Origin of the sequence: Alkalimarinus alittae, assembly GCF_026016465.1 — a bacterium.
GTDB lineage: Bacteria > Pseudomonadota > Gammaproteobacteria > Pseudomonadales > Oleiphilaceae > Alkalimarinus > Alkalimarinus alittae.
In genome coordinates, this window is record NZ_CP100390.1 from 489,590 (window position 1) to 513,966 (window position 24,377).

A 24,377-nucleotide genomic window follows, 5' to 3' on the forward strand; every position below is an offset into this window, starting at 1 on the left:
GACAGTTGCAAAAAATCTAGGTGGGATTATTGGCGAGTGTTAGGTACGAGAAAATGTTGGCGCCAGAAAGCCTTCTTTTTGCATAAAATGTGAGCGCTGGCGCCGTAGCAGTATTAGCCGTTTTTAGACTTTAGCTCTTCAATACGGTTAATGTAGTTCTGCATTGCTTCTTCAGATGACTGGCCCTTACACGCTTCCCAAGCGGTATATTTTGCACGATTAACAAAGTCCATCATCCCCGGCTTTTTGCCGCTTACATCACCTTCAGATGCTTGCTTAAAAAGTGCATACATCTCTAGCTTAAGTTCATTTGAAGGTTTGAAATCACCTTCAGCGTTTTGAACATAGTTTACGCACTCTTCGAACTGTTGTTTTAAGTCGCTCATTATTATTCCCTACGGTCTATGGATGTATTTGAAACGTGTATAAGTAAACGCAGCATAATTATAACCTGATAGTCTGACCTGCGACAGTGGCATTGTTTGCCGAAGGCTAGCGTTGATCTGGTCAATGAGAACGGTTCAGATCAACGTCTTCGATTGCCGCTAATAATTGCAGTAACCATGTTCTTTTTGTGATTGGTTAAAAATGGGTTACCCTAGCGCCCGAATTTTTAGATAACGATACGGTAGGGTATTTAGTATGAGTAAGAAAAATAAACTTAATGGGATTGTGACCAAAATTAATGCGCTACCTGAATTCGTAAGAGTTAAGGCGTTAACAACGTTTTTTGGCAAAGTGGTTAAGTACACGGGTACAACGGGCATTAAAGTTGAAGAATTAACTGAAACGCGTGCGGTGGTGACACAGAAAAATAAGAAGTCTGTGCAGAATCATATTGGTTCAGTTCATGCTGTTGCGTGTATCTTGATCGCTGAGTCTGCGACGGGTTATTTAGCGGGTATGAATGTGCCAGATTCATCTATTGTGGTAATAAAGACCATTAAGGCTGATTACGTTAAGCGTGCCAAAGGCGATATGAAAGCGGTTGCTACCATAACGGATGAGCAGGTTAAATTGATGCAATCTCAGGAAAAAGGGGAAACCACCGTTAAAGTGACGGTAACAGATGCAGATGGCAAAGAACCTGTATTGATGGAAATGGTTTGGGCCTGGACACCCAAGAAGCGTTAGTCACCTCGATGCAACAAAGCGGAATCAGGGGCCATCGGCAATATAGATGACCTTCCTGATTCCCGACGTTCTCCTTTCGTCACGGTTACGGGGATTAACGCCCACTATTCTATATCGTTAGTGAATCGGCAGGCGAACCTCAAAACAAACGCCACTTTTATCGTCAAGATTATAGGCTTCGACGTTGCCGCCATGATAATCGGTAATGAGCTTAACGATTACTAATCCTTGTCCCATATGACCTTCTTCTTTTTGGTCGCCTCTCACTGAAATAAATGAACTGAAAATCTCACGCTGCATTTTTTCTGGAAGTAATGGCCCTTCATTGCTCACCGATAACGAGTAGTAACGAGGGTGAGAGTTGAGGCTGATCGAAATCTTGCCACCCTTCGGGGTAAAATCTTTGGCGTTATCGACGAGCTTGTCCATTAACTGGGCAATTAATTCGGGGGCGCCAGATAAGGGTCTGGCTTCTGGGCTTACTTGGATTTCAATTAGGTGGTGAGTGAGCAAGCATTTAAATGCTTCTCCAGTGCTTTGCACGACATCTGTTAGGTTAAATGTTTCTTGTTCAGTATTCACAATACTTTTTTCGAGTCTTGAGGCTTCACTCATTGACTGGATGATGAGGCTAAGTCGCTTAGTGCCTTCATCTGCTCTTTGTAAGTAGGTGCTCACTTCGTCTAAATGATCCGCCACAAAAAGCTGCTCGTTAATTGATAGGTTCTCTATTGAGGAACGAACGATCGCAAGAGGGGTTTTGAGCTCGTGAGAGAGCTTGCGTGAGAAATTTTCAAGGTATTCTGTGTAGTTGGTCACCTCTTGGTGCATCGCTGCAAAGCTACGTGAAAGGTCGCCTAATTCGTCTTGCGTGCGTGAGGGTAAGAATGCCTGCTTGATACGGCCATCATCACTGATCGAGGTATCAATTTGGTTACGCAGCCGAGTGACTCGCCATGATAGTAGTGATGAAAAGCCTAACAACACCAACACAATTAATAGGACGACCGAAAAACTGATCGCAATTAATTTAACCATTGCGCTATCTGAGAGTGAGGCAATCGCATCAGTGGTTTGCTCTACCAGAATGACGCCCTGAGCGGTTGAGGCTATAGGGTTTGAGGTTGTGGGGTTTGAGGCTGACACGTTGAGCGTAATAGGGTATGCGGCCGCAATAATCGCCTGATGATTAATGGGGTCATGAAACCAGTCGGTGGTAGCCTGATTCTTTAATGCTGTCCGTATGGCCTGGTTATTACGCTGACCTGAACGAGTTTGAGGCTCGGCATCTGCTGGCTTTTGCTGGCCTAAGACGGCTTTAAACAATGAGAGTAATATTTCGCGCGCGAGCGAGTCGAACTCACCTTGCTGCCAAGGCGCGCTATAGGTCTCTTCGTTTGTTTGCCCAACTTGCGCGATGATCCAGTGATTTTTGTCTACAAAGCTGATGCGGGTGAACGCTCGTTGATAGGGCTCAATAAGAGATTCTAATTCGTTGAGGCGGTGGATCACGATAGGTAGCCTCCTGTGTTCTTCTGGAGGTGTAACGCCAGACCAAATTGGCTGAGTTGATAAGTCTGAGGCCTTGGCTATGGTAAAACCAAACCCTTCTTTAATGCGGGATAACGGCATCTCAAGCTCGATTTGATAGCCTTTGTGAGTATCCTGCCAATATCCTCGTAACGCATTATCTTTAATAAAGTCTCTGCTCCCGCTGCGCGTGAGTAAATCAACGGGCCCTGGTGCAATGGGGCTAGTAAGGGTGTCGATTACTTGGCCTTCAGATGTCGAGAATTTTAGTATTAAGTGATCGCTATTCTGCATATCCCGTTTGCCGGGATTTCTGTAACGAGTGTTCGCGGTATCGACCTTAATAAATAGATAAAAGCGCTGTCCGTGAACACCTGCTTGATAGCTGACCGATAGGTCCTGATTGGTGCTGTTAAGGTGATTTAGATCTTCAGCAGCGGCTCTCCAGTCGTCGAAATACCCGTCTAAAATAATCGGCGCAGGTAACTTGAAGGCATAAATAGGTTGGTAGCCTTTTACCGGGTGGTCGGGCACGTCAATAGTAGTTGTCGATAACTGTCTGGCAATCAGTTTTGCATGTTGGCTTAGGTTTGTTAGCTGGTTTTGCCGTAAAGTTTGCTCCAACTCCTGTATGAACAGATAGCCGGCCCAAGGGATAAGCAGGGTGAGTAAGCTAATCAAAAATAGTTGATGGCGTAATCTCAAGATGAAGCCCCCTTAATCATGGGGGGCGTGTCGGCGTCTACAATGGCGCTAATGATGATAGAACAATTAAGCTTCATCGAGTTTCCAGCGATAACCCATGCCGTAGGCTGTTTGAATACTATCAAAGGAATTATCAATTGCTGTAAATTTTTTACGAATGCGTTTGATATGTGAGGTAATGGTATTGTCATCTAATACCGTGTTGGCAGCATCCATCAATTGAGTCCGATTTTTTACGTGCCCTGGGTGCTTTATTAACGCGTGAAGCATCCAAAACTCTGTAACGGTTAGGTCAATGAGGTGAGATTTCCAGGTAACGTTCATGCGGTCAACATTAACCGCTAATGAGCCTCGAGAAAGCTGTTCTTCATGCTTTTGTACCTTGCTTTGCATGGCTTCTACGCGCCTAAAAAGCGCGACAATTCGCGCCATCATATGAGGTAACGTAATATCTTTAGTGAGATAGTCATCGGCGCCTAGTTTAAGGCCGAGAATTTGATCAAGTTCGCTATCCCTTGCTGTCAGAAAAATCATCGGTAGTTCTGGCGACTTAACTCTGAGCTGGCGACATATCTCAAAACCACCCTCAACGTCATCACCGAGCCCAACGTCAATAATAACAAGATCTGGCAGGGCATTTTCAAAGTGTGCTAGCGCATCAAATCGATTGTCAAAGTCCACCACGTCATAACCGTACTTTGTTAAGGCATCACAATAGTTGGCGCGTATCGCGGGTTCGTCTTCTATGATGGCTATTTTTCGTTTCATTGTTTATTGGGCTCTTGGTTTCAAGTGCGGCTTAATCTAAAAAATTGCTTGCTAAGGTGATGATTATTAAAGCATGACTGAGCCTGTTCGACTATCCCCGAGAGAAGGTTTGCCATAATTCATCACATTTCACCTTAACATCTTCACTTTTCATCCGCTGAATCGACGTTTTTGATTGCTGTAATGAGTCCTAAGAATACAAATCAAAATATGAAGCGGTTTGTCACGCCCGTCTTCGGGGCAATGACAAACGTTTCTGAATGGATACTAGCAAAACGTCATAATAAGAGGGCTGGAAAATGGGACTTATCGTTACGGGTGATCAATTCGGAGTTGAGCGTAGCAAAGATGACGCTATTCAGGCGAATGTTGTAGCAAATTGGCGGAATGCTAGGTTGCAAGACATGCTTATGGTTGTCGCTTTATTACTGTTGCTATTGGGCTATAGTCTTTCGGCGCAAGCATTTACCGCGAGGGATACGGGGAATGAGGTAACCCTAGATCAAGTGGAAAGCGGCCGTCTGCTATGGAAGCCGCTAGTGCAAGACTTACACGCGGGCGCTACGAATACGGCAACGAACGTCATGCGATATAAGCCCGCGACGCTGCTAGAAGAAGATGTGACGATTAATGTGTCGGGTTTAATCTTAACGGCTACGCTAAAGCAGCGTTTTAAGAATGATAGCAATGAGTGGCTTGAAGCCGTTTATGTCTTTCCATTACCTGAAAATGCAGCCCTTTATCAGATGGAAATGAGGGTGGGCGACCGGCTAATCAAAGGCCAAGTGAAGGAAAAATCCCAAGCTAAAAAAATCTATCAGAACGCAAAAGCAGAAGGAAAAAAAGCCGCATTAGTGGAGCAGCACCGGCCCAACTTATTTACCAATAACATAGCCAATATTCCGCCTGGAGAAACCATCGAAGTGATGCTCGAATACAATCAGGTGATTCGTTATGACCAAGGTGAATTTGAATTGCGCTTTCCCTTGACGACTACGCCTCGTTATTTCCCTGGGGTGGCGGTTTCCGAAAATGGCCAGCGTGAAAACGTATCAATGGATGAAGCGTCGGCTGAAACCATTGCCCACCATATCAACCTGCAAAACCCTTCAACGGCTATTGATACATCGACAGGGTGGGCGTTACCGACGACTCAGGTGGCAGATGCTCATCAGGTCTCACCGTTTACTATTCCTCTAGCGTCGATGCCTGTTGATACGCATAAAGTCACACTAACCGCAGAAATAGATGCCGGCTTTCCTATCGACGGTGTGAGTAGTTTAAGCCATCAGGTTGAGGTTCTGCCAGCAAAGAGCGGATATCAGATTGCACTCAAGGATGGAAAGAGCCCTATGGATCGTGATTTTGTGTTGACTTGGAAACCTCAGGTTGGCGCAGAACCCAAAGCCGCGTTGTTTACTGAAGAGTGGCAAGGCGAGCGCTATTCGTTATTAATGGTGGTGCCGCCGCAACAACTACCAGAAGAAATGGTGTTGCCGCGTGAGCAAGTATTTGTCATTGATACCTCTGGCTCTATGGGCGGCGAATCTATTCGACAAGCAAAAGCATCGCTAGAAAAGGCATTAATGAATCTTAGATCAAGCGACCGCTTTAATGTGATTGAGTTTAATAGCTATACCCATTCATTGTTTCAACATTCGGTGCCTGCGAGCCAAAGCAACATAAATGAGGCGCGTAATTACGTTAAAAACTTACAAGCCGACGGGGGAACTGAAATGGCCTCGGCTTTAACTGCAGGGTTCTCCGGTTCTATTTATCCTGGCTATCTTCGTCAGGTAATTTTTATGACAGATGGTAGTGTTGGCAATGAACGTGCGCTTTTTAATCAAATTGAGCGCGAACTGGGTGACTCAAGGTTGTTCACGATTGGCATTGGCTCAGCACCGAACAGCTACTTTATGAGGAAGGCCGCTGAGTTTGGTCGAGGTAGCTTTACCTATATCAGTAACCTAAATGAAGTCGAGGTTAAGTTAAAAAAACTATTTGATAAATTAAGGGCGCCTGTATTGAGTAATTTGGCGATGAACCTTGTTGATGATCGTGGGGGAGTGGCGACGACGGGCAAAACAAACCCAGCGGAAAGCTACCCAAATAGAATCAGTGACCTTTATTTGGGCGAACCACTGATACAGGTGATTAAGCATACTAAAAACGGATCAATGATTAATTTGTCGGCTAACAGTGTAGGGATGTATCAAAGCCAAACGCCACTTTGGACGCAGTCTATTAATCTGCAGGGCGCTAAGCAAGCAAAAGGTATCGCAACTTATTGGGGGCGGCAAAAAATTGAATCATTAATGGATTCAGGTTCTCTTGTCAGTGATGCTGATAATCAAGCGCAAGCTAAAGTGCGTCTGCGAGATCAGGTGATTGAAGTTGCTCTAAAGCACCACTTAGTCAGTCCTTATACTAGCTTAGTCGCTGTTGAAGAGGTTATTTCACGTCCAGAGGGGGCAGGGCTAAACAAAGCGGCTGTTCCACAATTGTTACCTAAAGGAAGCACGCAGAAAATGGCCCGCTTTCCTCAAACCGCGACCTCATCTCAACTGTATATGTTGGTTGGCTTTTTAACCTTGATGCTGGGGATGGGAATGATTTTCCTGAATAGCGCTAGAGCGCCTTTTAGTAAGCAAATGATGGGTGCTCAATCCAGTGCGATGAGCCAGTAGGGGGAGTGAAGATGAAAAAGTGGATTCTGTTGATGACTGTGGGTGGGCTTTTATTTGGGATGGGAGGCGCTATTCAACTTAAAGCGGTTGCCGCACAATGGATGCTTGAATATGCTTGGCAAAATACGCTTGATCACCATCAACGACAGAAACCATGGCCTTGGGCTGATATATGGCCTGTTGGTAAGTTACAGCTAGGCTCCGCTGACTCGATGATAGTCCTTGATAGTGTGAGTGGGCAGGCATTGGCATTTGGACCAGGCCGAGTGCCAGGCACAGGGGGAACAGAGCACAAAGGCTTGACGGTCTTGGCTGGACATCGAGATACACATTTTAGTTCGCTTAAAACACTAAAAATAGGTGATGAAATATCTGTGCAAGACACCAATGGTGTGTGGCGCGTTTATACGGTCTCTGAGATCGACATTATAAATACTGAAACACACATGATCGATCTCACAGAGGATACACAAGCCTCGCCACAGTTGATGCTTGTGACCTGCTACCCGTTTGATGCGATTCAAGCGGGAGGGCCGTTGCGCTATGTGGTCACGGCTAATGAAGCTGTCTAGCGTAGGGGGATATTAGGGCGAGCTCATCGTTATCTGCTGTTTTGCCAACTGCCCTAGGGTTTGAATCGCATCTTCTCGCTCAGTTGTCCAACTGTTGGCATAACTGATCCGGATAGAATGAGGGTATTTTTTCGGGTCCGATGAAAATATTTCACCCGGCGCGATTAAGATGTGATGCTCACGCGCTTGCTTGTAGAGTTTGGTGGATGCGATACCTTTTGGGAGTTGGATCCAGGCGACAAACCCCCCTTGAGGCGATGACATGCGAGTCCCCTCAGGGAAGTGAAGCGAAATGAGGTCTGCGAGTCGATCACGCCGCTGGCGGTAAGCTTCTCGCGCTAACCTAAGGTGGCGATCATATCCGCCGCCGGCCAAAAATTCTGCGACAGCCATTTGAGGTAAACGGAAACTGCCGGTGCTGCTGAGGAATTTCTGATACTCAATGAGTTTGAAGTATTTCCCCGGCATGACCCAGCCAATGCCTAGTTGCGGCTCCAAGGTTTTAGACACAGACGAACAGAGCAATACTTGGCCTTTAGAGTCGAATGCTTTAAGTGCTTTTGGGCGTTGCGAGCCATAACCAAGATCGCCATAAATATCATCTTCTATGAGGGGTACATCATATTGGTAGATGAGATCGAGTAACGCTTGTTTGTTTTCGTCGGGCATCAGCGCGCCAACCGGATTACTAAAGCAGGGGATACTCAGCACAATGTTAATCGGCCATTGTTCAAAGGCTAGCTTTAGTGCCTCAATGCTCATCCCATGCTCGGCGTTAGAAGGAATCTCAATGGCTTTAAGTCCTAGCGCCTCTATGAGTTGCAGCAAACCATAGTAGCTCGGCGTCTCAACGGCCACTATATCGCCTGGTTTGCTAAGCGCCCTTAGGCAAAGCCCTACTGCTGCCTGACACCCTTCAGATATCACAATGTCTTCGGGTGACACTAATATGCCTGCATCAATAGCTCGTCTGGCTAATTGACGCCTTAAAGGATCACTTCCTTTGCCTGAGTCATAACCAATGCCGATAAATGGTTCAGTGCGAACTTTTTGAGAGAATATTCGCTTGAGTTGGTTGATGACCGGGAAGTCGTCTGCGGGAACCGCCGCGCCAAAACTAATCAAATCCGGAGAGCTTGAGTCTCGAATCACCTCCATAACAAGGTCGGGAGTAGAGACCTCTTCTGGCGTATTGGTTGTTTGAATAATTGAAGGGGCTTCAGGTGCTTTACTCAAGTTTCGGCGAACGTAATAACCTGACTTGGGGCGAACTTCAATGACCCCCCAATCTTCTAATAAGCCGTACGCCGCAAGAATGGTTGAAACGCTGGCTTGTTGTTGTTTAGCAAGTGCTCGGACTGAGGGGAGTTTATCCTCGGCCTTATAGATACCCTCTCTAATATGCTGCTGCATCTGGTTGGCTATTCGGCTGTAAAGATGCTGTTCCATATTGAATACCTATAAAGAAGACGGAATGCTCAAGTGTTAACGCCAATAATCAATGACCGGTACAGATAATGGCTAAAGGTACCATAACAGATAAGGGATAAGTAAACTGTTATGGTTTAAATAGTTTAGTTTTGAATCTGTTTCGGTTCAATGTTTTTCTCTATCATTATCTCATTGTAGATAACACCGCTCATAAACGGTTAAGGAGAGAGAAATGACATCAATTGTTCGATTTGGCCGCTACCATGTAGTGCTGCTAAAAAGTGAGCGCGATAGCCCTTCATTGTTAGATCGCTTAAGAGCGCTGATTAAAAAACTTATTGAATATCGGCAAAATGCTTATCAGCGTAGACAGTTGGCTCAACTACCTGATTATTTGCTGAAAGATATTGGTGTAACGCGAGCGGATGCATTAAAAGAAGCGGAAAAACCATTCTGGAAATAGTGTCGGTTTCAGGCGCTATCAAGGCATTATTAAGGGATTAAAAGGGAGTGGATGAACACCACCCCCTTATTTTGGTCAGAACGGAATAGACAGAACGGAAGAATAGCGCCTGCGTAATTAAGACAGGCTAAATACTGTTAGCGCCTTCTAAGTGTCCTGCTAGTTTCTTGAGTGCGGGAGTCAATTCTAGCGACTATCTCAGCCATCTCACCCGCGGATGAAGAACTCATCGCTTGCTGCTTGGCTTCGAGCATTGCTTTCTCTTTTTCAATCATTCGCTGCAGGCGTTTATCCTGTACATTTGAAATTGACTCCGTCTTTTTTACGACCGTTGGCGCTTTCGGCGCATACTGCTGCGCCCGCTTAGCCCGGATAATCTCATTAAGTGCTTTTGCAGACTTTATCGCCATTGAGCGATCAAATAGCGGCTCTACTGGCTTCTCAACGGGTTCATTTTTTTCAATAAACCCTGTTTTGATGAGTGCCTGCGTTAGCTTCTCAGGGTCGGCAATAACCGCTTTTTTTGCCGATGCCGCTGGTGTGAGTGTTGTTTTGGCAGGCTGCTCTGTTTTTGCTGCTTTTGTTAATGTGCCGGTTTTCGTGGCGGGTTTCGCTTTTGCTTTAACCGGCTTCTGTGTTTTTCGGCGAAGCTCAATAGAGGCGATGACTTTGTTCATCTGAACCGCTTCACGACGCTCTGCCGCTTGCTTAGCCTGAGCCCTTTCTTCACGTTCCTTGTCAATCCGCTCTCTGATTTGCTGTTCTTTGAGGCGAGAGGAGGTACGGCCTGTCGGTAGCTTTTCTTTCACTAACTTATCATTAGTGGTTTTGATGCTAGCTGTCGTTTTTGTTTGAGGCGCCGCTTTTTTGCTTGTCAGCTTTTGTGCGTTGGCTGCATTCTTTTCGCGTTCAACTTTTCGAGCCAGTTGCTCGATTAAAGACTCTGTTCTGTCGGCCTTTGCTGGCTTGGCAGGCGCAGTCTTATTAGCAAACGATGTTGCCTCGGTTGCTGTTGCTTTAGTTTCACCTGAAGCGGATGAGCGATCTGCAGAAGGCGTGTCTTCAGATGAAAACATATCATCGTCGGATTCTGTTTCTTCAGCTGAATGCCTTGAAGGTGTTGGAATTAAATCGTCAGCGCTATCGTTGGCTAACGATCTCTCGATATCTTCAAGTAATTTAGACGCTTCTCGATCCGTTAGTTTTTTACGTTTGGCAGACGGCAATGCGTCTACCTTACCGGTATTAACTACGGTGGCATCTAGGTCATGCTGTGCTTCTCGCATCAGCTGCCTTATTTCTTTTGGGTCTTCTCCAAACCCCCACTCTTCAACACTAAAAACATCTGTGCTGTGGTTTCTGATTTCGTCGAATATTTCACCCTCAGAACCTTCGTTCGCTTGGGTAATTAATTGCTCCCATCTATCTTCAGGAGCGTTACGGCTAGATGCCACAAAAACACGGTCGGACTCATTATTGGTAATGGTAAAAACGATCACACAACAACCTGCAAAAAAAATGAACGAAGAAGACTTCAAACCCTGAATTTAAAAACTAGAGCGTTTAAATCAGGGTTTATGAAAAGTGGTCGGCAATTATAGTGTGCAATAAAAAAAATGTAAGAATTGACAAAGCAAAAAGACGCTTAGAATGCGAAAGAAATGCTGTATATGGTTGAAACCACTAAAATGATAAAAATGTTACAGATTGTCTTATTTTTTTATTCGCTGTGTTACTACCAAGATTCGTTGCGCCGGATATAGTTATTACTATCAACTTCGTCACCCGACTTCAATTTTGCTTGCATTTCTGGGCCACAGTTGAGAAAGAAAAGTAAGAACTCGCGTTGAATGTCGGTGTCTTGCAATCTTGAAGCAAAACGAACGAGGTCTCGTAGAGATTCATCATCTTCAATATTGAACTCTTCGTGGTACCTTTCGTAAATAAGGTCTTCCAATTGCTCAAGATGAAATACACCCGTATGGGTTAACTGTATATCCTTCATAACAACATTGGATTCCATTTGGCTAATTAAGTGCACGTTGATCATCCGTTGGATTTTATTATTCTTAATGTCACCTATCTATTTAGCCTAGATTGGACGAATGTGCCATCAATTTATAGAGAATTTTTTGAAATTAAGACCTAAGTATGAAGAATATTTGAATTGTTCACTAAATCAGTCGGTTAGCGCACTATTTATGACGGGTTGTTCATTAACTAAAGGCAAAAAAACCACCTCGTTGCGAGGTGGAAAGTGGGGCGTTAAGGTAGGGTCGTATTACTGATGGAGGGGCGTATTACTGAAAGTGTGAAAGTATTACTGATTTGCTGCGTAGTGAACGGTAGAGTATTCGATCTCTATACGGCGATTCTCTGCAAAATGCTGACTATTAACGAGAGGGTAGCCGCCTCCCCAACCAATTGTTTTAATTCTGTTTTTGCTAACACCTTGCTTAATGAGTTCAGACACCATCATGGCGGCTCTTTGCTGAGATAGCTTTAAATTGTAATTTGAGTCACCTTGCGCATCAGTATGCCCATGAATGGTCACCTGTAATGCAGGGTTGGATTTTAGGTATTCCGCATGCTGTTCTACCAATTCAAGATCCTCTTCGCTGAGGTTTGATTGATTAAACCCAAAGTGAAATACACGCTTTCCAGGGCGATTAAGTGACTCCGTCACAGTGTTTTCAGGCATTGGGACAACCGATTTAAGGTTTTCGCTAGCCAGCTTGGATAGTATTTCAGGGTTTTCGATTACAAGTACTGTCATGGGGTCGTTTCCTTGTTGTGTGTGCTCAATTAAACGATCACTACTGTTGTTTAGCGGTTCCGGTGCGGTTTCACTGTTTATGGTGGTACTTGTGAGGTCTGGGCCTGTTTCAATTTGATGGCCTGCTAAGCTGTCATGGTTTGCTGCGTTGTTATCGCTAAGTGTGTGGCTGCTGCCTGTTTCTAACGTTTGACTGAGTTCTGTTGTTGGTGCTGGCGTATTTTCTGAGACTGTTGGCGATTGGTTGTTGGCGCATGCCGCTAATACTGATAAGGGAATAGCGATTAATAAAGGCTTTAACTTAAAGCGAGTTGCGCGTATAGATTTGTATTGGGTTGTATTGTTCATATCAATGGCTCCTGAGTGTTTTAAGGGATTGATAGTGGTTATCAATCTAGCGCCTCGTTAGCGCCTTGATGATCATTAAACTAAACGTATGTGGCAGGTGAGTGGGGATGAAATGGCAAAAACATAATCTAATGTGATGAAATGTGGCAACGCCGAAATTTTAAAGCGAATAATTTAGTGTTATAAAAGACGCCTCTATATTAACGTTACCCTTTGTCGCTACTGAAATCCTTTAGAATATGAAGAAATTAACCCTAAGGTCTCTTGTTAAATGCTTATCATCCCTGTTGAACGGCCGCTAAATTGGCGTAACCCTCCTTTTATGACGCTAGCCATTATTTTAATTAATGTGCTGGTGTTTTTTCTGTATCAGTCTCAAGATACTGAATTGTTGGAGAGGGCGGTAGATGAGTATTTAGACGCTGATCTTGCACAGTTAGAGGCGCCTGTTTACCTTGACTATTTAGAGCGAGGAATAAGGCTAAAACAAGATGACCGCATGGAATTAGCGAGCACAGTCGCGGAAGCCATTGAAGAAAGAGACGCTGAATGGCTTGCGTATGTGATACTGCTTGACCCTGGTTTCTATGCCATGCTCGTTAAAGAAGGTACTTTATTTTGGCAAAACGACACTTACTTTGCGTGGCAAGACGTCAGGTCAAAAATTGTAGAAAACTATATTTCTAAGATCAGTTCAAGGCGAGTTGGGCTGATACCCGCAGATATTCAGCTGTCTGATTTAGTGGGGTATCAATTTCTTCATGGTGGAATAGGGCACTTGCTCGGTAACATGATTTTCTTGTTTTTACTGGGGTTTACGGTTGAACGAGCATTAGGAAGAAGTAAGTTTTTAATTGCCTACTTATTATGTGGCGTATTGTCAGGGTTGTTTTTTGCGGCTTTTGATCATGAAAGTCTGGTGCCTCTAGTGGGAGCCTCTGGCTCTATTTCGGGTTTGATGGGCATGTATGTGGCGATTTTTGGCTTACAAAAAATACGGTTTTTCTATTTTGTAGGTGTCTACTTTAATTACTTTAAGGCACCTGCATTAGCGATCTTACCGGTTTGGATAGGCAAAGAAATCTATGATTATTGGTTGGGCGAAGCCTCGCGTGTTGCGTATATGGCTCATGCAGGTGGACTGATTGCAGGCGCAGGGATGGTTTGGCTATTAGGCAAAAGTTGGCTGCAAATTAAAGAAGAATTCTACGAGCCTGAAGAAACCGAGCAGGATGATGAGTTTAGAAAACGTTACGCTAACGCTTTATCGTTAGTGTCTCAAATGGAGTTTACAAAAGCGAAAGCACGATTTGCGGCTTTATATGAGCAATACCCAGACAATATCGGAATGCTAGAGCACTTATATCATTTGGAAAAGCTCGACGATAAAGACGACCGTTATCATCAACATACCAGGCAACTGATTGATGACTCGCTTAAAAAGAACTTTTTTTCATTAATGCTAGAGACCTATAAAGATTACCTGAAGCGAGTTGGGCCAGCCAGCCAGCTAGAAGCGGATTATCACAACAAAGTACTCTATGCTTGCTTAAGAAATGACGCAGTAAAAGAAGCTGAACGTGCATTTGAGAACCTTAAACAGCACCCTGATATATCACCAGAAGTGCTCAAAGAGGCATGTCAGGTGCTAATTCAGGATTTTAAAAAACGGCAGCAAACCATGAAGATTAACCAATATCAAAGAATGATGACTCAACTTTAGTTCTAATGAATCTGAGATTAATTTTAGCGTTTAATTTAAGCTGAACGTCCAAAAAAGGTTTATTTTGGTGCACGTTTTTAAAAAAAGCACCAAAAAGACGCAAAAAAACATATAATGCTCGCCCAAACTTATATGAATTGATTATTAATCAGATAAAGGCAATGCCCTAATTGTTAACCAAGGCCTAATACCTTATGACTTATATCCATCAAACTATTACCGATCTAAAGCATTCAAGCCCAGCTCAAAGCGAGTTTTACCAAGCAGTAGAAGAAGTTTTAGATTCGCTGGAGCCTGTACTTGAAACATCTGATCGTTACCAGCAAGAATCTATTATTCAACGTATTGTTGAACCTGAACGTCAAATTATGTTTCGGGTGCCATGGGTTGATGACAATGGACGTATTCAAGTAAATAAAGGCTATCGTATTGAGTTTAATTCTGCGCTAGGGCCTTATAAGGGGGGGTTACGCTTTCACCCGAGTGTTAATGCCAGCATCATTAAATTCTTAGGTTTTGAGCAGATATTCAAAAATGCATTAACAGGGCTCCCAATCGGAGGTGGTAAAGGCGGTGCTAACTTTAACCCTAAGGGCCGCTCTGATGGTGAGATAATGCGATTCTGTCAGTCATTCATGACAGAGTTGTATCGTCATATTGGTCCAAATACAGACGTACCTGCCGGTGATATTGGTGTAGGCGCGCGTGAAATTGGCTATATGTTTGGTCAATACAAGCGTTTAACGGGCCGATACGAAGGTGTATTAACAGGTAAAAGCTTGTTGTGGGGCGGTTCATTAGTCCGTAAAGAGGCTACGGGTTATGGTGCAGTATATTTTGCTGAGTATATGCTAGAAGCGCGTAATGAAACCTTAAAAGGCAAAAAATGCCTTATTTCTGGCGCGGGTAACGTTGCTATTTATGCTATGGAAAAACTGTATCAGCTTGGGGCAATACCTGTTAGCTGCTCAGACTCACGTGGCACGATTTATCACGAAAAAGGCATAGACTTAGACCTGTTGAAAGAATTAAAAGAAGTACGCCGCAAAAGTTTGGAAGAGTATTTGCAGACTCACAGTGATGCGCAATATATCCCTGTAAGTGACTACCCCGCAGACGGTAATGCTGTTTGGCGGCTTAAAGCCGATGCTGCATTCCCTTGCGCTACACAAAACGAGCTATCTGGCGAAGACGCTCAGGCGCTATTAGCTAATGGTTGCACCGTAGTCAGCGAAGGCGCAAACATGCCTTCAACTCAAGCGGCTGTAGATGCTTTTATCGCAGCGAAAATAGCGTATGGTCCAGGTAAAGCGGCTAATGCGGGTGGTGTTGCGACGAGTCAGCTAGAAATGGCTCAAAATGCAAGCATGCAAAGCTGGACCTTTGAGCAGGTCGATAACAGGCTTAAGGAAATCATGAAGAACATCTTCAATGCAGCTAACGATACGGCTATTGAATATGGGCAGCCAGGAAACCTAGTTTTAGGTGCCAACATTGCGGGCTTCAAGCGTGTAGCAGAAGCGATGATTGAGCAAGGCGCAGTATAATCATACTGCGTTATTGGTGATATTACGTACCGTAAAAACCAATGCTGATAGCTGGCTTCAAATTTGAAGCTAGCTATTCCTCCTTTTTTACCAAACCTTTCCGTTACATCTTAAACCGTTACATGGTCTTACGATTTTAAATTGACCCGTGTGCGGTGGTTGTGTCATTTTCTGTTATCTTTAAATTTATGAGGGTTTAAATGTGCTAAACGCATTTCGCGCCATTAGTATTTTGGAAGGCTTATCTTACTTAACCATTTTGAGTGTTACGGCAGGTATACTTAGCCGAGAATACGTGTTTCAAATAGGTATGACGCATGGCGTGTTATTAATGTTTTATGTTCTCTTTTCTTTTATGGTGGCTAATAAAGAGAACTGGTCGTTGAAAATCTGGCTACCGGTATTCTTTGCCTCACTGATACCGTTGGCGTTTATTCTTGTTGAGGTATATCTGAAGAAGTCATCGTCAGATGATTGCTCGATGGCTGAGCCAGGCTAACAACTGCTAGCCTAGAAGCAGGCTTTCTAGTATTAAACCGTGCGTGAAAACCTCAGTATATGACCTTTAAAAGGCAAATCTAAGTAGTCAGTAGAGCTAGGCTGAATGTGATCATGGGTATAGCCTAGTTTTTCCATGAGTCGACTTAGCTTGTTTTTTCGACCGCGCCCTGGGTCTACAACAATGACTTCGCATGAAGGCTTTGCGTGGGCCTCAATGAAGTCTGTTAGCTGTTCTATATGTTGGTCTTCATATAACAGGTCACTACCAATAATTAAGTCAAAGCGTTTGAGTGTATCGGTTCCACTTTTCCAGTCGACTCTTTCGTAGGCGATAGTCTCCCCATTGTTTAGCTTGGCATTTCGTTCTAAGAACGCCTCTACTTCTGGGTGGTAATCCGTTGCAGTAATATCCGCATTTTGCTTATTCAGTAATAAGCTAGACAGAGCCATCCCACAGCCGATTTCCAATATTCTTTTACCCTCTGTTGGGTAGTCAGACATATGGTGCGCAAGGACTAAACTTGAAGGCCAGATCACCCCAAATAATGGCCATTGTGCATCAGAAATGCCTAGGTCATGAGCAATGCCTTTAGGGTCGCTGAATTCTTGTTTATCACGTAATGTGCAGACGTGAATATCAGTAGAGCCAAATTCAACCGTTTGGTAGCGAACGCGTAGTGGAGATGTCATTATTGATCCATATCATCGAGCGGTGTCAGGTCAAGAATCTGAGATAAATGACGTAACTTAGTTGATTCAGGGTAAAGCAATGCCCGATAAGTACAAGGCATTTAATAGATAATGGTGATGTAGGTGTTGTATCCTCGCTCACTATAAGCGCTTAAAGTGCCGTTTGAGGCAATATTTATTTTAGAAATTGAAATACTGAATTGGTATGAGAAATATTTATGAAATGGAACCCATTTAACACCTCCGTTGGCCTTGCATTAGGAGGTGGTGCAGCCAAAGGTATTGCCCATATCGGAATATTAAAGGCATTCGAAGAAGAGGGGGTTGAAATTTCCTACCTGTCTGGCACGAGCATTGGTGCGTTGGTCGCAGGTTATTATGCGTTTGGTAAAACTGCAGATGAGATGCTGACAGTGGGTGAAGCGCTTAGCTTCAAACGTATGACTAGTTTTAGCTTGTTGAAGAAGGGCGGTTTTTTCACCACAGATGCGATAAAAGAGATGATTCTGGATGATATTGGTGATGTAAAAATAGAAGATGCCATTATTCCTCTTGCTATTTGTACTACCGATATTGTGACCGGCGAGCAAGTCATTTTTGAGAAAGGCAGTTTAGCGGATGCCATTTGTGCATCTGTGGCGGTACCCGGTCTTTTTACGCCTGTTGAAATAGATGGGCGAAAATTGGTCGATGGCGGCCTTGTTGAAAATGTTCCGGTTTCATTAGTTGAAGGTCTCGGTGCAGGTATTGTTATTGGTGTTGATCTTAATGGTGTTAAGCATTATCCCGAGCCAAGTGGCATGATTGACGTGCTAGGAAATGCGATCGATATTTGTATGGATCTAAAAACTCGGGACCAATTGAAACGTGCAGACATTGTTATCTCACTTGACCTTAATGGTTACAGTCGGTCAGATAACTCAGACCGTATTGAGGCGCTGGTGATGGAAGGTTATCACCCTATGAAGGCAAAAATACGTAAGCTACTTTGGTTTAAGCGAGCGAATCTTATTCGTTATCTTGTGAAGGTGTTGAAAGCGATTGTGCCGCTCAAAGTGCCCGAACTGATAAAGCGAAAGCTCAAAGAAACATTGCCGATTATTAAAATTAATTAGTGTCTTAACAGGCCGAGCGGTCAAAATAAAATAATAAAAGGAGCACCGTCATGCCCAGTAAACAAAAAAACACCCTAGAGCATACTGATACCCTCATCATAGGTGCAGGTCTATCAGGTATTGGTGCGGCCTATTATTTGAAAAAAGAGCACCCTACAAAATCGTTTGTTCTATTAGAAGCAAGAGAGGTAACGGGCGGTACTTGGGACTTATTTAAGTACCCGGGCATTCGATCTGACTCAGACTTGCATACCTTCGGCTATGAGTTTAAACCTTGGGTTGATAACAAAGCGATTGCTAACGCAGACAAGATACTCGACTATTTGCGCGAAGCGGCAATAGAGAATGATATTAATCGCCATATTCGCTTTCAACACAGCGTGTGCAGTGCTGCTTGGTCAACCGATGAGGCGTGTTGGCATGTTGAAATTGAGCGTATGGATACGGGCGAACGATTTAGCATGACGTGTAACTGGTTATTTTCCGCGGCAGGTTACTATCGCTATGATCAAGGGTACACGCCTGAGTTTGAAGGTGTCGATAAATTCAATGGCCAGCTAATACATCCGCAAAAATGGCCTGAAGACCTTGATTATCAAGGCAAGCGAGTACTGGTCATCGGCAGCGGTGCTACCGCGGTGACCCTGGTGCCAGCGATGACGGATAAAGCTAAGCATGTCACCATGTTACAGCGTACACCGAGCTATATAATGAGTTTGCCAAGTGCAGACGTGATTGCAAATGTATTACGAAAGCTATTACCTAGCGCTCTGGCGTATAGGTTAACAAGACGGAAGAATATAGCGATGTCGCGTGCGGTATGGCGTTTTTGTCAGCGCTTTCCCAAGCTGGCGCGCAGAGTGATTCGTTTTAGTAATAAAAGATCGTTACCTAAAGGCTATCCGGTGGATGAGCACTTTAATCCGCCTTATAACCCATGGGATCAGCGCTTATGTGTGGTTCCCGATGGGGATTTATTTAATGCTATTTCAGAAGAAAAGGCTTCGGTGGTCACGGACCATATCGATACCTTTACAGAAAAAGGTGTGCGCCTAAAGTCTGGCCAAGAACTGGAAGCAGACATTATTGTTACGGCAACGGGATTGAACCTACAAGCGTTTGGTGGCATTAACATGATAGTTGATGGCAAAACGGTTGAAATGCCTGAAAAGGTCGCCTACAAGGGTATGATGCTGAGCGGTATTCCAAATTTTGCATTTGCGATTGGTTACACGAATGCGTCATGGACGCTTAAAATAGGGCTTCTGTGCGAGCACCTTTGCCGCATCATGAGGTATATGGATCGCCATGATAAATCGATCTGCTGTCCTGAGTTACCTTCACCGAATATGCCAACGCGTCCGTTGTTAGATTTTGGGGCAGGTTATGTGCAGCGAGCATTGAGTAAAATACCACGGCAAGGAAAGGACGCGCCTTGGTTAGTCGCGATGGATTATAATGTGGATATAAAATTAATGAGGGACGGGCCTGTAGAAGATCCTAATCTCAAATTTTATTCATCAGCCAGCGAGCAAAAGCCACAAGTGCATACACGAAGTAAAGCGCTTGAAGAAGCTTAATTTACAAGATAGCCCTTAAAAGGGTTATCAAAACTCTATTCGTTTTTGCTCTGAAACAGCCATCAAATATTCTGGCAACCTAGATTGCGAGGGGTGATCAGTAAACTTTTGCTGAATAAATACCAGGTATTTGGTTGCTTTATCCCACTGCTGTAAGCCGTTTGCTAGCGTTCTGGCTACAACAAGGTAGGTGTCGGGGAGTTTGTCGAATTGATCGAATCGCTTGTGCATGTCTTTCACCAATACCAGAATAAGTCGATATTCACACTGGTGATAGAGTTGCTGAGATAACTGAAAAATCAGCTCAGGGTCTTGCAGCTTAAATTCGGGGTCATGCTTGAGTAAGGCTTTCAGTAGCTGAGCCGACCTTTCGGGTGTATTGTTACTGACAAATAACCTTAAAATAGGTTGGGCGTATCGACTTAGTTTCTGTAAGTTTTGGCTAGCCCACAGTAGTTTGAAAAGCTGTTCCCTTCTAATAATATGATTCGGATTCTTCTTGAGTTGATCCTCAAGAATGCTTAGCACGGCATCGTAACGGCCATCCTTTAAATTAATATCAATATCAGCATCTATTCTTAAATTGCGATTATGCACCATCGATGGTGGGCCTGGTTGGTCATCCTGAACGTCAGCGGCGTAGCCTAATTTATCTTGATACTGGAATAGTATGTAGCCTAAAAGGTGAAAGATTATTAGCATAAAGTAGCTGAATAGAAAGCCTGAAATGGGGTTGGCAATCATGATCGGTAAATGTTGCATTACAAAGTCTTGTACTGCCGACAACGCAAAAAACAACAAGACTAAGTGCGCATATAGCACCATATAGGGCCAGCCAATAGCCCCCATTAAAGCCAGTTGACGTAAGGGGTTAATGGCGTCGGCTATGTTTTTCTCTAGGGCGAGAATGATGACTCTAGCAGGGAAGCTCAATAGCAAAAAACCTGAGACAATAATCGCGAGTACCGGCCCTCCTAAGTGCCCAGCACCTGCGATAATTAGACCCATTAGAATAAATACGCCTATTTGTTGGAAAATTATTCCCATACCATCCCCAGTGAATGCTGAGGCGAAGGTAGGTGGCGTCATACGCCCTTCTGAGGTGTGTTCAACAATGCTGTAGACGTACTTGGTTAAGATGCAGAAAAGTAAGAATGCGCCCAGTAAGCCGAAGAGGTTTTGACCTAAAAATATAGGCACAAAAGTGCACACCGCTATCAACATCATCGGGTCAACAGCAATAGGGTACTTAAAGAATGCCCCGATACGGTTCCAAAAAGGCTCTACATCGTTAGCAGCGCCTTGATAACGTAGGTTTTTGCAGCACTTAGGACAAAGCCCTTGCTGTTTAGCTTCGTTAGCATCAGGCATACAGGTTTTGCAGTAAAAGATCATGCATTCCTGGCAGTACCATTTGGCCGGTGATGTCGGGTGGTAGTGACAATGCTTATTCACGTTTTAGGGTCACTCGTAGTCATTTTTTGTTTTAGCGCTTACTAAAATAGAGGTGCGCACTTTTTTTACTGAAATCCATTTCTTTGCCGTCCTCAAAGCGTACCTTAAATGAACGGTCATCTTCACCTATTACATTACCATCACCAAAAATGGCATGACTTATCGCGTCTTGGTGCCAAGTTGGGGATTCATCGCTGAGATTTATTTTTTGTCTCTCGAGCTGCGTGAGGACAGTGTTTTTCAACTCAGCATAGCGATGAGCGATCTTAGTTGGCGCATGAATGAGCGTTAATTCTGATGGGTGGTCTGTCGGCTGTAGCTGCTCGCCTAGTTCATCGCATAGATCAAAACGCATTTCTTTAACAAATCGACTGGGCATCAATTCGCTGGTCGCTGATCCCCCTTGCTCCATGGTGGGGGGAACCAACAAATGCAGTTGGTGAATGGTTCGGGTCATCGCAACATAAAGTAGGCGGCGCTCACTCTCCATTAACGATTGCATATCGTTGTTGGTACGCAGAGTGTAGGGTAAAAATTTATCCATCATCCCTGGGATTATAACCGTGGGCCATTCAAGGCCTTTGGTGCGGTGCATAGTGGACAGCAATAATCCCGCTTCATTGTTTTGTTTACCCGCTCTTGCGCGTAATTCGTCGAGGTGAACGAGGGTTTCTTCAGGCGGGAGATTAAGTGAGTGTAAATAGCGAATAACGCCTTTGACAGTACCAATGCGCTCTTCTGCCGACTCATGGGTCATGGCTAGGCTACGAATGCCTTCGTATAGGTCAGATTCCTGTACATAAAAACGAGCGATATTTGCAGCGGTACCCTGCTTGCCTTCAAGACGCCGAAATAACTTGGCTGTACGTTCGATCTTGATAGATTGAATTTTTTTCAGGTCTGGTAGTTTCATCTGCTCAAGCAGCGTTCCCCAGCCCGTTGGCTGTTCTGCGAGTACTTGGCAGAGTTGTCGTAGCTGAAATTCTTTTAAACCAATATGCGGGAAGCGCAAAATTTGTTCAAAACGCTGCTGCCTAGCCGAAGCAGGAAGGGTAGAAAAACGACCCGCAGCCAGCTCTAGTATTGCACTTAGGGTTTGCACTTCGCGTGTGAATAGTGCGCCTCGAGCGCGGTCTATTTTATAGGGGACTTGTTGCTCGAGCAGTTGAAGCTCGATCTGCACGCTTTGACTCCATACGCGAAAAAGCACCGCAACATCGTTTAAGTTGCCTCCTTCCTCGGCAAAGTTTTTGGCAAAATCAGCAATAAAACGGGCATCGTCTTTAGATATATGCTGTTTGATAGTCGTATCTGGGGTGCTGGGGTGAGCGTGACAAATGACGTCTTTTCGACCTTTGTTAAAGCTGATGAGGTGATTCGCCAGCAGTGCAACTTTGTGGCCATAACGAAAGGTATAAGAGAGTGTTAATTCGTTTGGACTCTCGAATTCTTCAGCAAAACGATTCAGGATAAATTCGGGTCTTGCCCCCCTAAATTCATAGATGGTTTGATCTGGGTCTCCGACAACGGTTACTCGTGCGCGGGTGCCTGCGATATATTTAAGCAATAAGTGCTGGATTTCATTGGTATCCTGATATTCGTCCACCAGAATAATATCCATTTTGTTGCTGACCAGCTTTTGTAATGCTGGGTTTTGGTGAATGGCCATCACCGGTTCGTAGAGCATATCGGCATAAGTAATTCGACGCTCCTGCTTGCGCCATTGCTCAAAGCGGTCGAAAAGTTCGAGTAGATAGCGATACTTCTCGGCGATCTCTAGTTCTTCGAACACCATCTCGGGAGACGAGAGTGTAGATTTAACGAGATCAATAAAATTAGAGGCGGTCTCTACGTGCTCTTTTTTACTGCGCTTAATTTCGTCTTGTAGTGATTGCGGTGCTAGCTGAGTGATTAACCGCCAGACTTGATAATGAATTTCATGCTCTTGCAATACATCGGGCTGAATGGGAGTAAGGTAACCTTCGTTGATAAAGCGTCTATAGAGACGGTAGCCCATTGAGTGATAGGTTCTAACCTCAGGAAGTCTTAATGATTGGCTGCCAATCACTCGGCTTAGCTTCTTTGTGAAATCTTCACGAGCGCTGCGGTTGAACATTAAAATAAGCAGACGCTGAGGGTCGTGGCCCTCATCTAATAGGTATTTTATTCGGTGTGCAAGGGTCGTTGTTTTACCACTACCGGCAACCGCTGTAATAACGCAATGTTCGAAGCCTGCTTGTATGATGGCCTCTTGCTCATTAGTCAGTTGCATGTAACGTTTGGTCTCATGTGGTTTGTAAATGAAAGTTTTTATATTAACCCGTCTTAATGGGTCATGAGTGAGTATTGTACGTCAGAATTGCGTGGACGGGTCAGAACAACGGCAATATAACGTAGAAAAACTCAGAACTGTGATCAACAGACTTTACCATTTAGTTAAATTCGGGAAGAATGGTGCCAGACGACCACTATCATCATCAAGGATGAGAAATATGACCATTAAAATAACAAACGTATTGTTGGCTGTCGCACTAGTGACCACTTTTACAGGGTGTGGAACGATTTCGGGCGGCGAAGAAGAAACAAATCAAGCTAACTTAACAGAAGCCGCGTTGGCCAACGCCAATCGTGCCCCTGCTACGGCTGACAAGCCAACAGCATTGATGCTTGCTGCCGCTGAAGGCGATATTTCTGAGATGCAAGACCTGGTAGCTAACGGTGATAATGTTAATACCGAAACCCCCGAAGGTACTGCACTGACCTATGCTTTAACAAGCAATCAGAAAAATTCCGCGCTTTACCTTATGAGTCGGGGGGCAAACCCGAATAAGGGGTTTGAGCAGGGTGAACCGTCTCTACTAATGATAGCGTCCGAGCGTGCAGATAACCGTGTAGTTAAAGCGTTATTAGCCGCTGGAGCTGAAGTCAATTATGCTGATGCCCAAGGTGAGTCAGCCATTTCTTTTGCAAGCTATAAGGGGCACTTAACGACAGTAAAAACGCTGTTAAAGGCCGGTGCTGATGTGAATGTGACACCAGAAGGTCAGTCACTTCTGATGCGCATCGTTAAAAACAACGATCTATTATTGGCGCAGGTTATTATTGCCGCAGGTGCAGATGTTAACTTTGCCGATGAGAGCGGTATGACTGCGTTAAAAATAGCACAAGAAAATAACTTGGCTGATCTTGAAATGTTATTGGTCCAGTCTGGCGCAACCTCTTAGATTTTAACCGGATGTTTTACGTAATAGGGTAAAACGTCCGGCGCTCTCCTATCGGGCGCTCACAGACGTATATCCCTTCGTATTATTCGTCCGTATAATGCCGCAAGATGATCAACACTTCTTTT

At 44.3% G+C, this 24,377-nt stretch carries 20 protein-coding genes; 10 read left to right on the plus strand and 10 right to left on the minus strand.

Going from position 1 to position 24,377, the window contains the following annotated elements:
- Positions 1-113: 113 nt before the first annotated feature.
- Positions 114-386: an acyl-CoA-binding protein gene (locus tag NKI27_RS02140; protein ID WP_265048057.1), complete on the minus strand. Its 273-nt coding sequence runs from the start codon at positions 384-386 to the stop codon at positions 114-116.
- A gap of 256 nt (positions 387-642) precedes the next feature.
- Here NKI27_RS02140 and NKI27_RS02145 point away from each other — a divergent pair, with 256 nt between their 5' ends.
- Entirely contained in the window at positions 643-1,134 is a 492-nt protein-coding gene (locus NKI27_RS02145; RefSeq protein ID WP_265048058.1) for a DUF4442 domain-containing protein, read from the plus strand.
- 117 nt (positions 1,135-1,251) lie between these two features.
- Here the strand turns inward: NKI27_RS02145 and NKI27_RS02150 are convergent, their stop codons facing one another.
- Both NKI27_RS02150 and pdsR read right to left on the minus strand, forming a co-directional pair.
- The gene (locus NKI27_RS02150; RefSeq protein ID WP_265048059.1) at positions 1,252-3,369 is read right to left on the minus strand and encodes an ATP-binding protein; all 2,118 of its coding nucleotides are present in this window, start codon (positions 3,367-3,369) and stop codon (positions 1,252-1,254) included.
- 66 nt (positions 3,370-3,435) lie between these two features.
- Entirely contained in the window at positions 3,436-4,137 is a 702-nt protein-coding gene (gene pdsR, locus NKI27_RS02155; protein ID WP_265048060.1) for a proteobacterial dedicated sortase system response regulator, read from the minus strand.
- Between the two features lie 299 nt (positions 4,138-4,436).
- Here pdsR and NKI27_RS02160 point away from each other — a divergent pair, with 299 nt between their 5' ends.
- Together NKI27_RS02160 and NKI27_RS02165 are read left to right on the plus strand one after the other, a co-directional pair.
- On the plus strand, positions 4,437-6,827 hold the full coding sequence (locus tag NKI27_RS02160) for a marine proteobacterial sortase target protein (protein ID WP_265048061.1): 2,391 nt from the start codon (positions 4,437-4,439) through the stop codon (positions 6,825-6,827).
- 11 nt (positions 6,828-6,838) lie between these two features.
- On the plus strand, positions 6,839-7,399 hold the full coding sequence (locus NKI27_RS02165) for a class GN sortase (protein ID WP_265048062.1): 561 nt from the start codon (positions 6,839-6,841) through the stop codon (positions 7,397-7,399).
- A 12-nt stretch (positions 7,400-7,411) separates the two neighbouring features.
- Here the strand turns inward: NKI27_RS02165 and NKI27_RS02170 are convergent, their stop codons facing one another.
- A complete protein-coding gene (locus NKI27_RS02170; protein ID WP_265048063.1) occupies positions 7,412-8,848 on the minus strand; it encodes an aminotransferase-like domain-containing protein in 1,437 nt (478 codons plus the stop codon).
- Positions 8,849-9,062: 214 nt separating this feature from the next.
- Here NKI27_RS02170 and NKI27_RS02175 point away from each other — a divergent pair, with 214 nt between their 5' ends.
- Positions 9,063-9,293, plus strand: a complete 231-nt coding sequence (locus NKI27_RS02175) for a DUF1127 domain-containing protein (protein WP_265048064.1) — start codon at positions 9,063-9,065, stop codon at positions 9,291-9,293.
- A gap of 137 nt (positions 9,294-9,430) precedes the next feature.
- Here NKI27_RS02175 and NKI27_RS02180 read toward each other — a convergent pair whose 3' ends face one another.
- The 3 genes from NKI27_RS02180 to NKI27_RS02190 all read right to left on the minus strand — a co-directional run bounded on the left by NKI27_RS02180 (position 9,431) and on the right by NKI27_RS02190 (position 12,417).
- The gene (locus NKI27_RS02180; RefSeq protein ID WP_265048065.1) at positions 9,431-10,792 is read right to left on the minus strand and encodes a hypothetical protein; all 1,362 of its coding nucleotides are present in this window, start codon (positions 10,790-10,792) and stop codon (positions 9,431-9,433) included.
- 236 nt (positions 10,793-11,028) lie between these two features.
- A complete protein-coding gene (locus NKI27_RS02185) occupies positions 11,029-11,298 on the minus strand; it encodes a hypothetical protein (protein WP_265048066.1) in 270 nt (89 codons plus the stop codon).
- Between the two features lie 315 nt (positions 11,299-11,613).
- Positions 11,614-12,417 carry an OmpA family protein gene (locus NKI27_RS02190; RefSeq protein WP_265048067.1) on the minus strand — a complete coding sequence of 268 codons (804 nt, stop codon included), beginning with the start codon at positions 12,415-12,417 and terminating at the stop codon, positions 11,614-11,616.
- A 271-nt stretch (positions 12,418-12,688) separates the two neighbouring features.
- On the opposite strand from NKI27_RS02190, the gene NKI27_RS02195 reads away from it, so the two are divergent.
- From NKI27_RS02195 to NKI27_RS02205, 3 genes are all read left to right on the plus strand, one after another.
- Positions 12,689-14,140, plus strand: a complete 1,452-nt coding sequence (locus tag NKI27_RS02195; protein WP_265048068.1) for a rhomboid family intramembrane serine protease — start codon at positions 12,689-12,691, stop codon at positions 14,138-14,140.
- A 194-nt stretch (positions 14,141-14,334) separates the two neighbouring features.
- The gene (gene gdhA, locus NKI27_RS02200; protein WP_265048069.1) at positions 14,335-15,687 is read left to right on the plus strand and encodes an NADP-specific glutamate dehydrogenase; all 1,353 of its coding nucleotides are present in this window, start codon (positions 14,335-14,337) and stop codon (positions 15,685-15,687) included.
- A gap of 202 nt (positions 15,688-15,889) precedes the next feature.
- Entirely contained in the window at positions 15,890-16,186 is a 297-nt protein-coding gene (locus NKI27_RS02205; protein WP_265048070.1) for a DUF3817 domain-containing protein, read from the plus strand.
- A gap of 32 nt (positions 16,187-16,218) precedes the next feature.
- Here the strand turns inward: NKI27_RS02205 and NKI27_RS02210 are convergent, their stop codons facing one another.
- A complete protein-coding gene (locus NKI27_RS02210; protein ID WP_265048071.1) occupies positions 16,219-16,878 on the minus strand; it encodes a class I SAM-dependent methyltransferase in 660 nt (219 codons plus the stop codon).
- 218 nt (positions 16,879-17,096) lie between these two features.
- On the opposite strand from NKI27_RS02210, the gene NKI27_RS02215 reads away from it, so the two are divergent.
- Both NKI27_RS02215 and NKI27_RS02220 read left to right on the plus strand, forming a co-directional pair.
- Complete coding sequence (locus NKI27_RS02215) at positions 17,097-17,993, plus strand: patatin-like phospholipase family protein (protein ID WP_265048072.1); 897 nt, start codon at positions 17,097-17,099, stop codon at positions 17,991-17,993.
- 50 nt (positions 17,994-18,043) lie between these two features.
- Positions 18,044-19,573, plus strand: coding sequence for a flavin-containing monooxygenase (locus NKI27_RS02220; RefSeq protein ID WP_265048073.1), 1,530 nt, complete (start codon positions 18,044-18,046; stop codon positions 19,571-19,573).
- A gap of 27 nt (positions 19,574-19,600) precedes the next feature.
- On the opposite strand, the gene NKI27_RS02225 is transcribed toward NKI27_RS02220, so the two are convergent.
- Positions 19,601-20,944 (minus strand): hypothetical protein, encoded by a 1,344-nt coding sequence (locus NKI27_RS02225; protein ID WP_265048074.1) that lies wholly within the window; start codon positions 20,942-20,944, stop codon positions 19,601-19,603.
- Between the two features lie 115 nt (positions 20,945-21,059).
- Positions 21,060-23,300 carry an ATP-dependent helicase gene (locus tag NKI27_RS02230; RefSeq protein WP_265048075.1) on the minus strand — a complete coding sequence of 747 codons (2,241 nt, stop codon included), beginning with the start codon at positions 23,298-23,300 and terminating at the stop codon, positions 21,060-21,062.
- Between the two features lie 220 nt (positions 23,301-23,520).
- Between NKI27_RS02230 and NKI27_RS02235 the strand changes: the two genes are divergently transcribed.
- Positions 23,521-24,252 (plus strand): ankyrin repeat domain-containing protein, encoded by a 732-nt coding sequence (locus tag NKI27_RS02235; protein WP_265048076.1) that lies wholly within the window; start codon positions 23,521-23,523, stop codon positions 24,250-24,252.
- Positions 24,253-24,377: the final 125 nt, after the last annotated feature.

Excerpts from the sequence above, each read along its gene's own strand:
- NKI27_RS02140 (WP_265048057.1), bottom strand. The coding sequence starts at position 386 with ATGAGCGACTTAAAACAACAGTTCGAAGAGTGCGTAAACTATGTTCAA.
- NKI27_RS02145 (WP_265048058.1), top strand. The coding sequence starts at position 643 with ATGAGTAAGAAAAATAAACTTAATGGGATTGTGACCAAAATTAATGCG.
- pdsR (WP_265048060.1), bottom strand. The coding sequence starts at position 4,137 with ATGAAACGAAAAATAGCCATCATAGAAGACGAACCCGCGATACGCGCC.
- NKI27_RS02160 (WP_265048061.1), top strand. The coding sequence starts at position 4,437 with ATGGGACTTATCGTTACGGGTGATCAATTCGGAGTTGAGCGTAGCAAA.
- NKI27_RS02165 (WP_265048062.1), top strand. The coding sequence starts at position 6,839 with ATGAAAAAGTGGATTCTGTTGATGACTGTGGGTGGGCTTTTATTTGGG.
- NKI27_RS02170 (WP_265048063.1), bottom strand. The coding sequence starts at position 8,848 with ATGGAACAGCATCTTTACAGCCGAATAGCCAACCAGATGCAGCAGCAT.
- NKI27_RS02175 (WP_265048064.1), top strand. The coding sequence starts at position 9,063 with ATGACATCAATTGTTCGATTTGGCCGCTACCATGTAGTGCTGCTAAAA.
- NKI27_RS02185 (WP_265048066.1), bottom strand. The coding sequence starts at position 11,298 with ATGAAGGATATACAGTTAACCCATACGGGTGTATTTCATCTTGAGCAA.
- NKI27_RS02190 (WP_265048067.1), bottom strand. The coding sequence starts at position 12,417 with ATGAACAATACAACCCAATACAAATCTATACGCGCAACTCGCTTTAAG.
- NKI27_RS02195 (WP_265048068.1), top strand. The coding sequence starts at position 12,689 with ATGCTTATCATCCCTGTTGAACGGCCGCTAAATTGGCGTAACCCTCCT.
- gdhA (WP_265048069.1), top strand. The coding sequence starts at position 14,335 with ATGACTTATATCCATCAAACTATTACCGATCTAAAGCATTCAAGCCCA.
- NKI27_RS02210 (WP_265048071.1), bottom strand. The coding sequence starts at position 16,878 with ATGACATCTCCACTACGCGTTCGCTACCAAACGGTTGAATTTGGCTCT.
- NKI27_RS02215 (WP_265048072.1), top strand. The coding sequence starts at position 17,097 with ATGAAATGGAACCCATTTAACACCTCCGTTGGCCTTGCATTAGGAGGT.
- NKI27_RS02220 (WP_265048073.1), top strand. The coding sequence starts at position 18,044 with ATGCCCAGTAAACAAAAAAACACCCTAGAGCATACTGATACCCTCATC.
- NKI27_RS02225 (WP_265048074.1), bottom strand. The coding sequence starts at position 20,944 with ATGCCTGATGCTAACGAAGCTAAACAGCAAGGGCTTTGTCCTAAGTGC.
- NKI27_RS02230 (WP_265048075.1), bottom strand. The coding sequence starts at position 23,300 with ATGCAACTGACTAATGAGCAAGAGGCCATCATACAAGCAGGCTTCGAA.
- NKI27_RS02235 (WP_265048076.1), top strand. The coding sequence starts at position 23,521 with ATGACCATTAAAATAACAAACGTATTGTTGGCTGTCGCACTAGTGACC.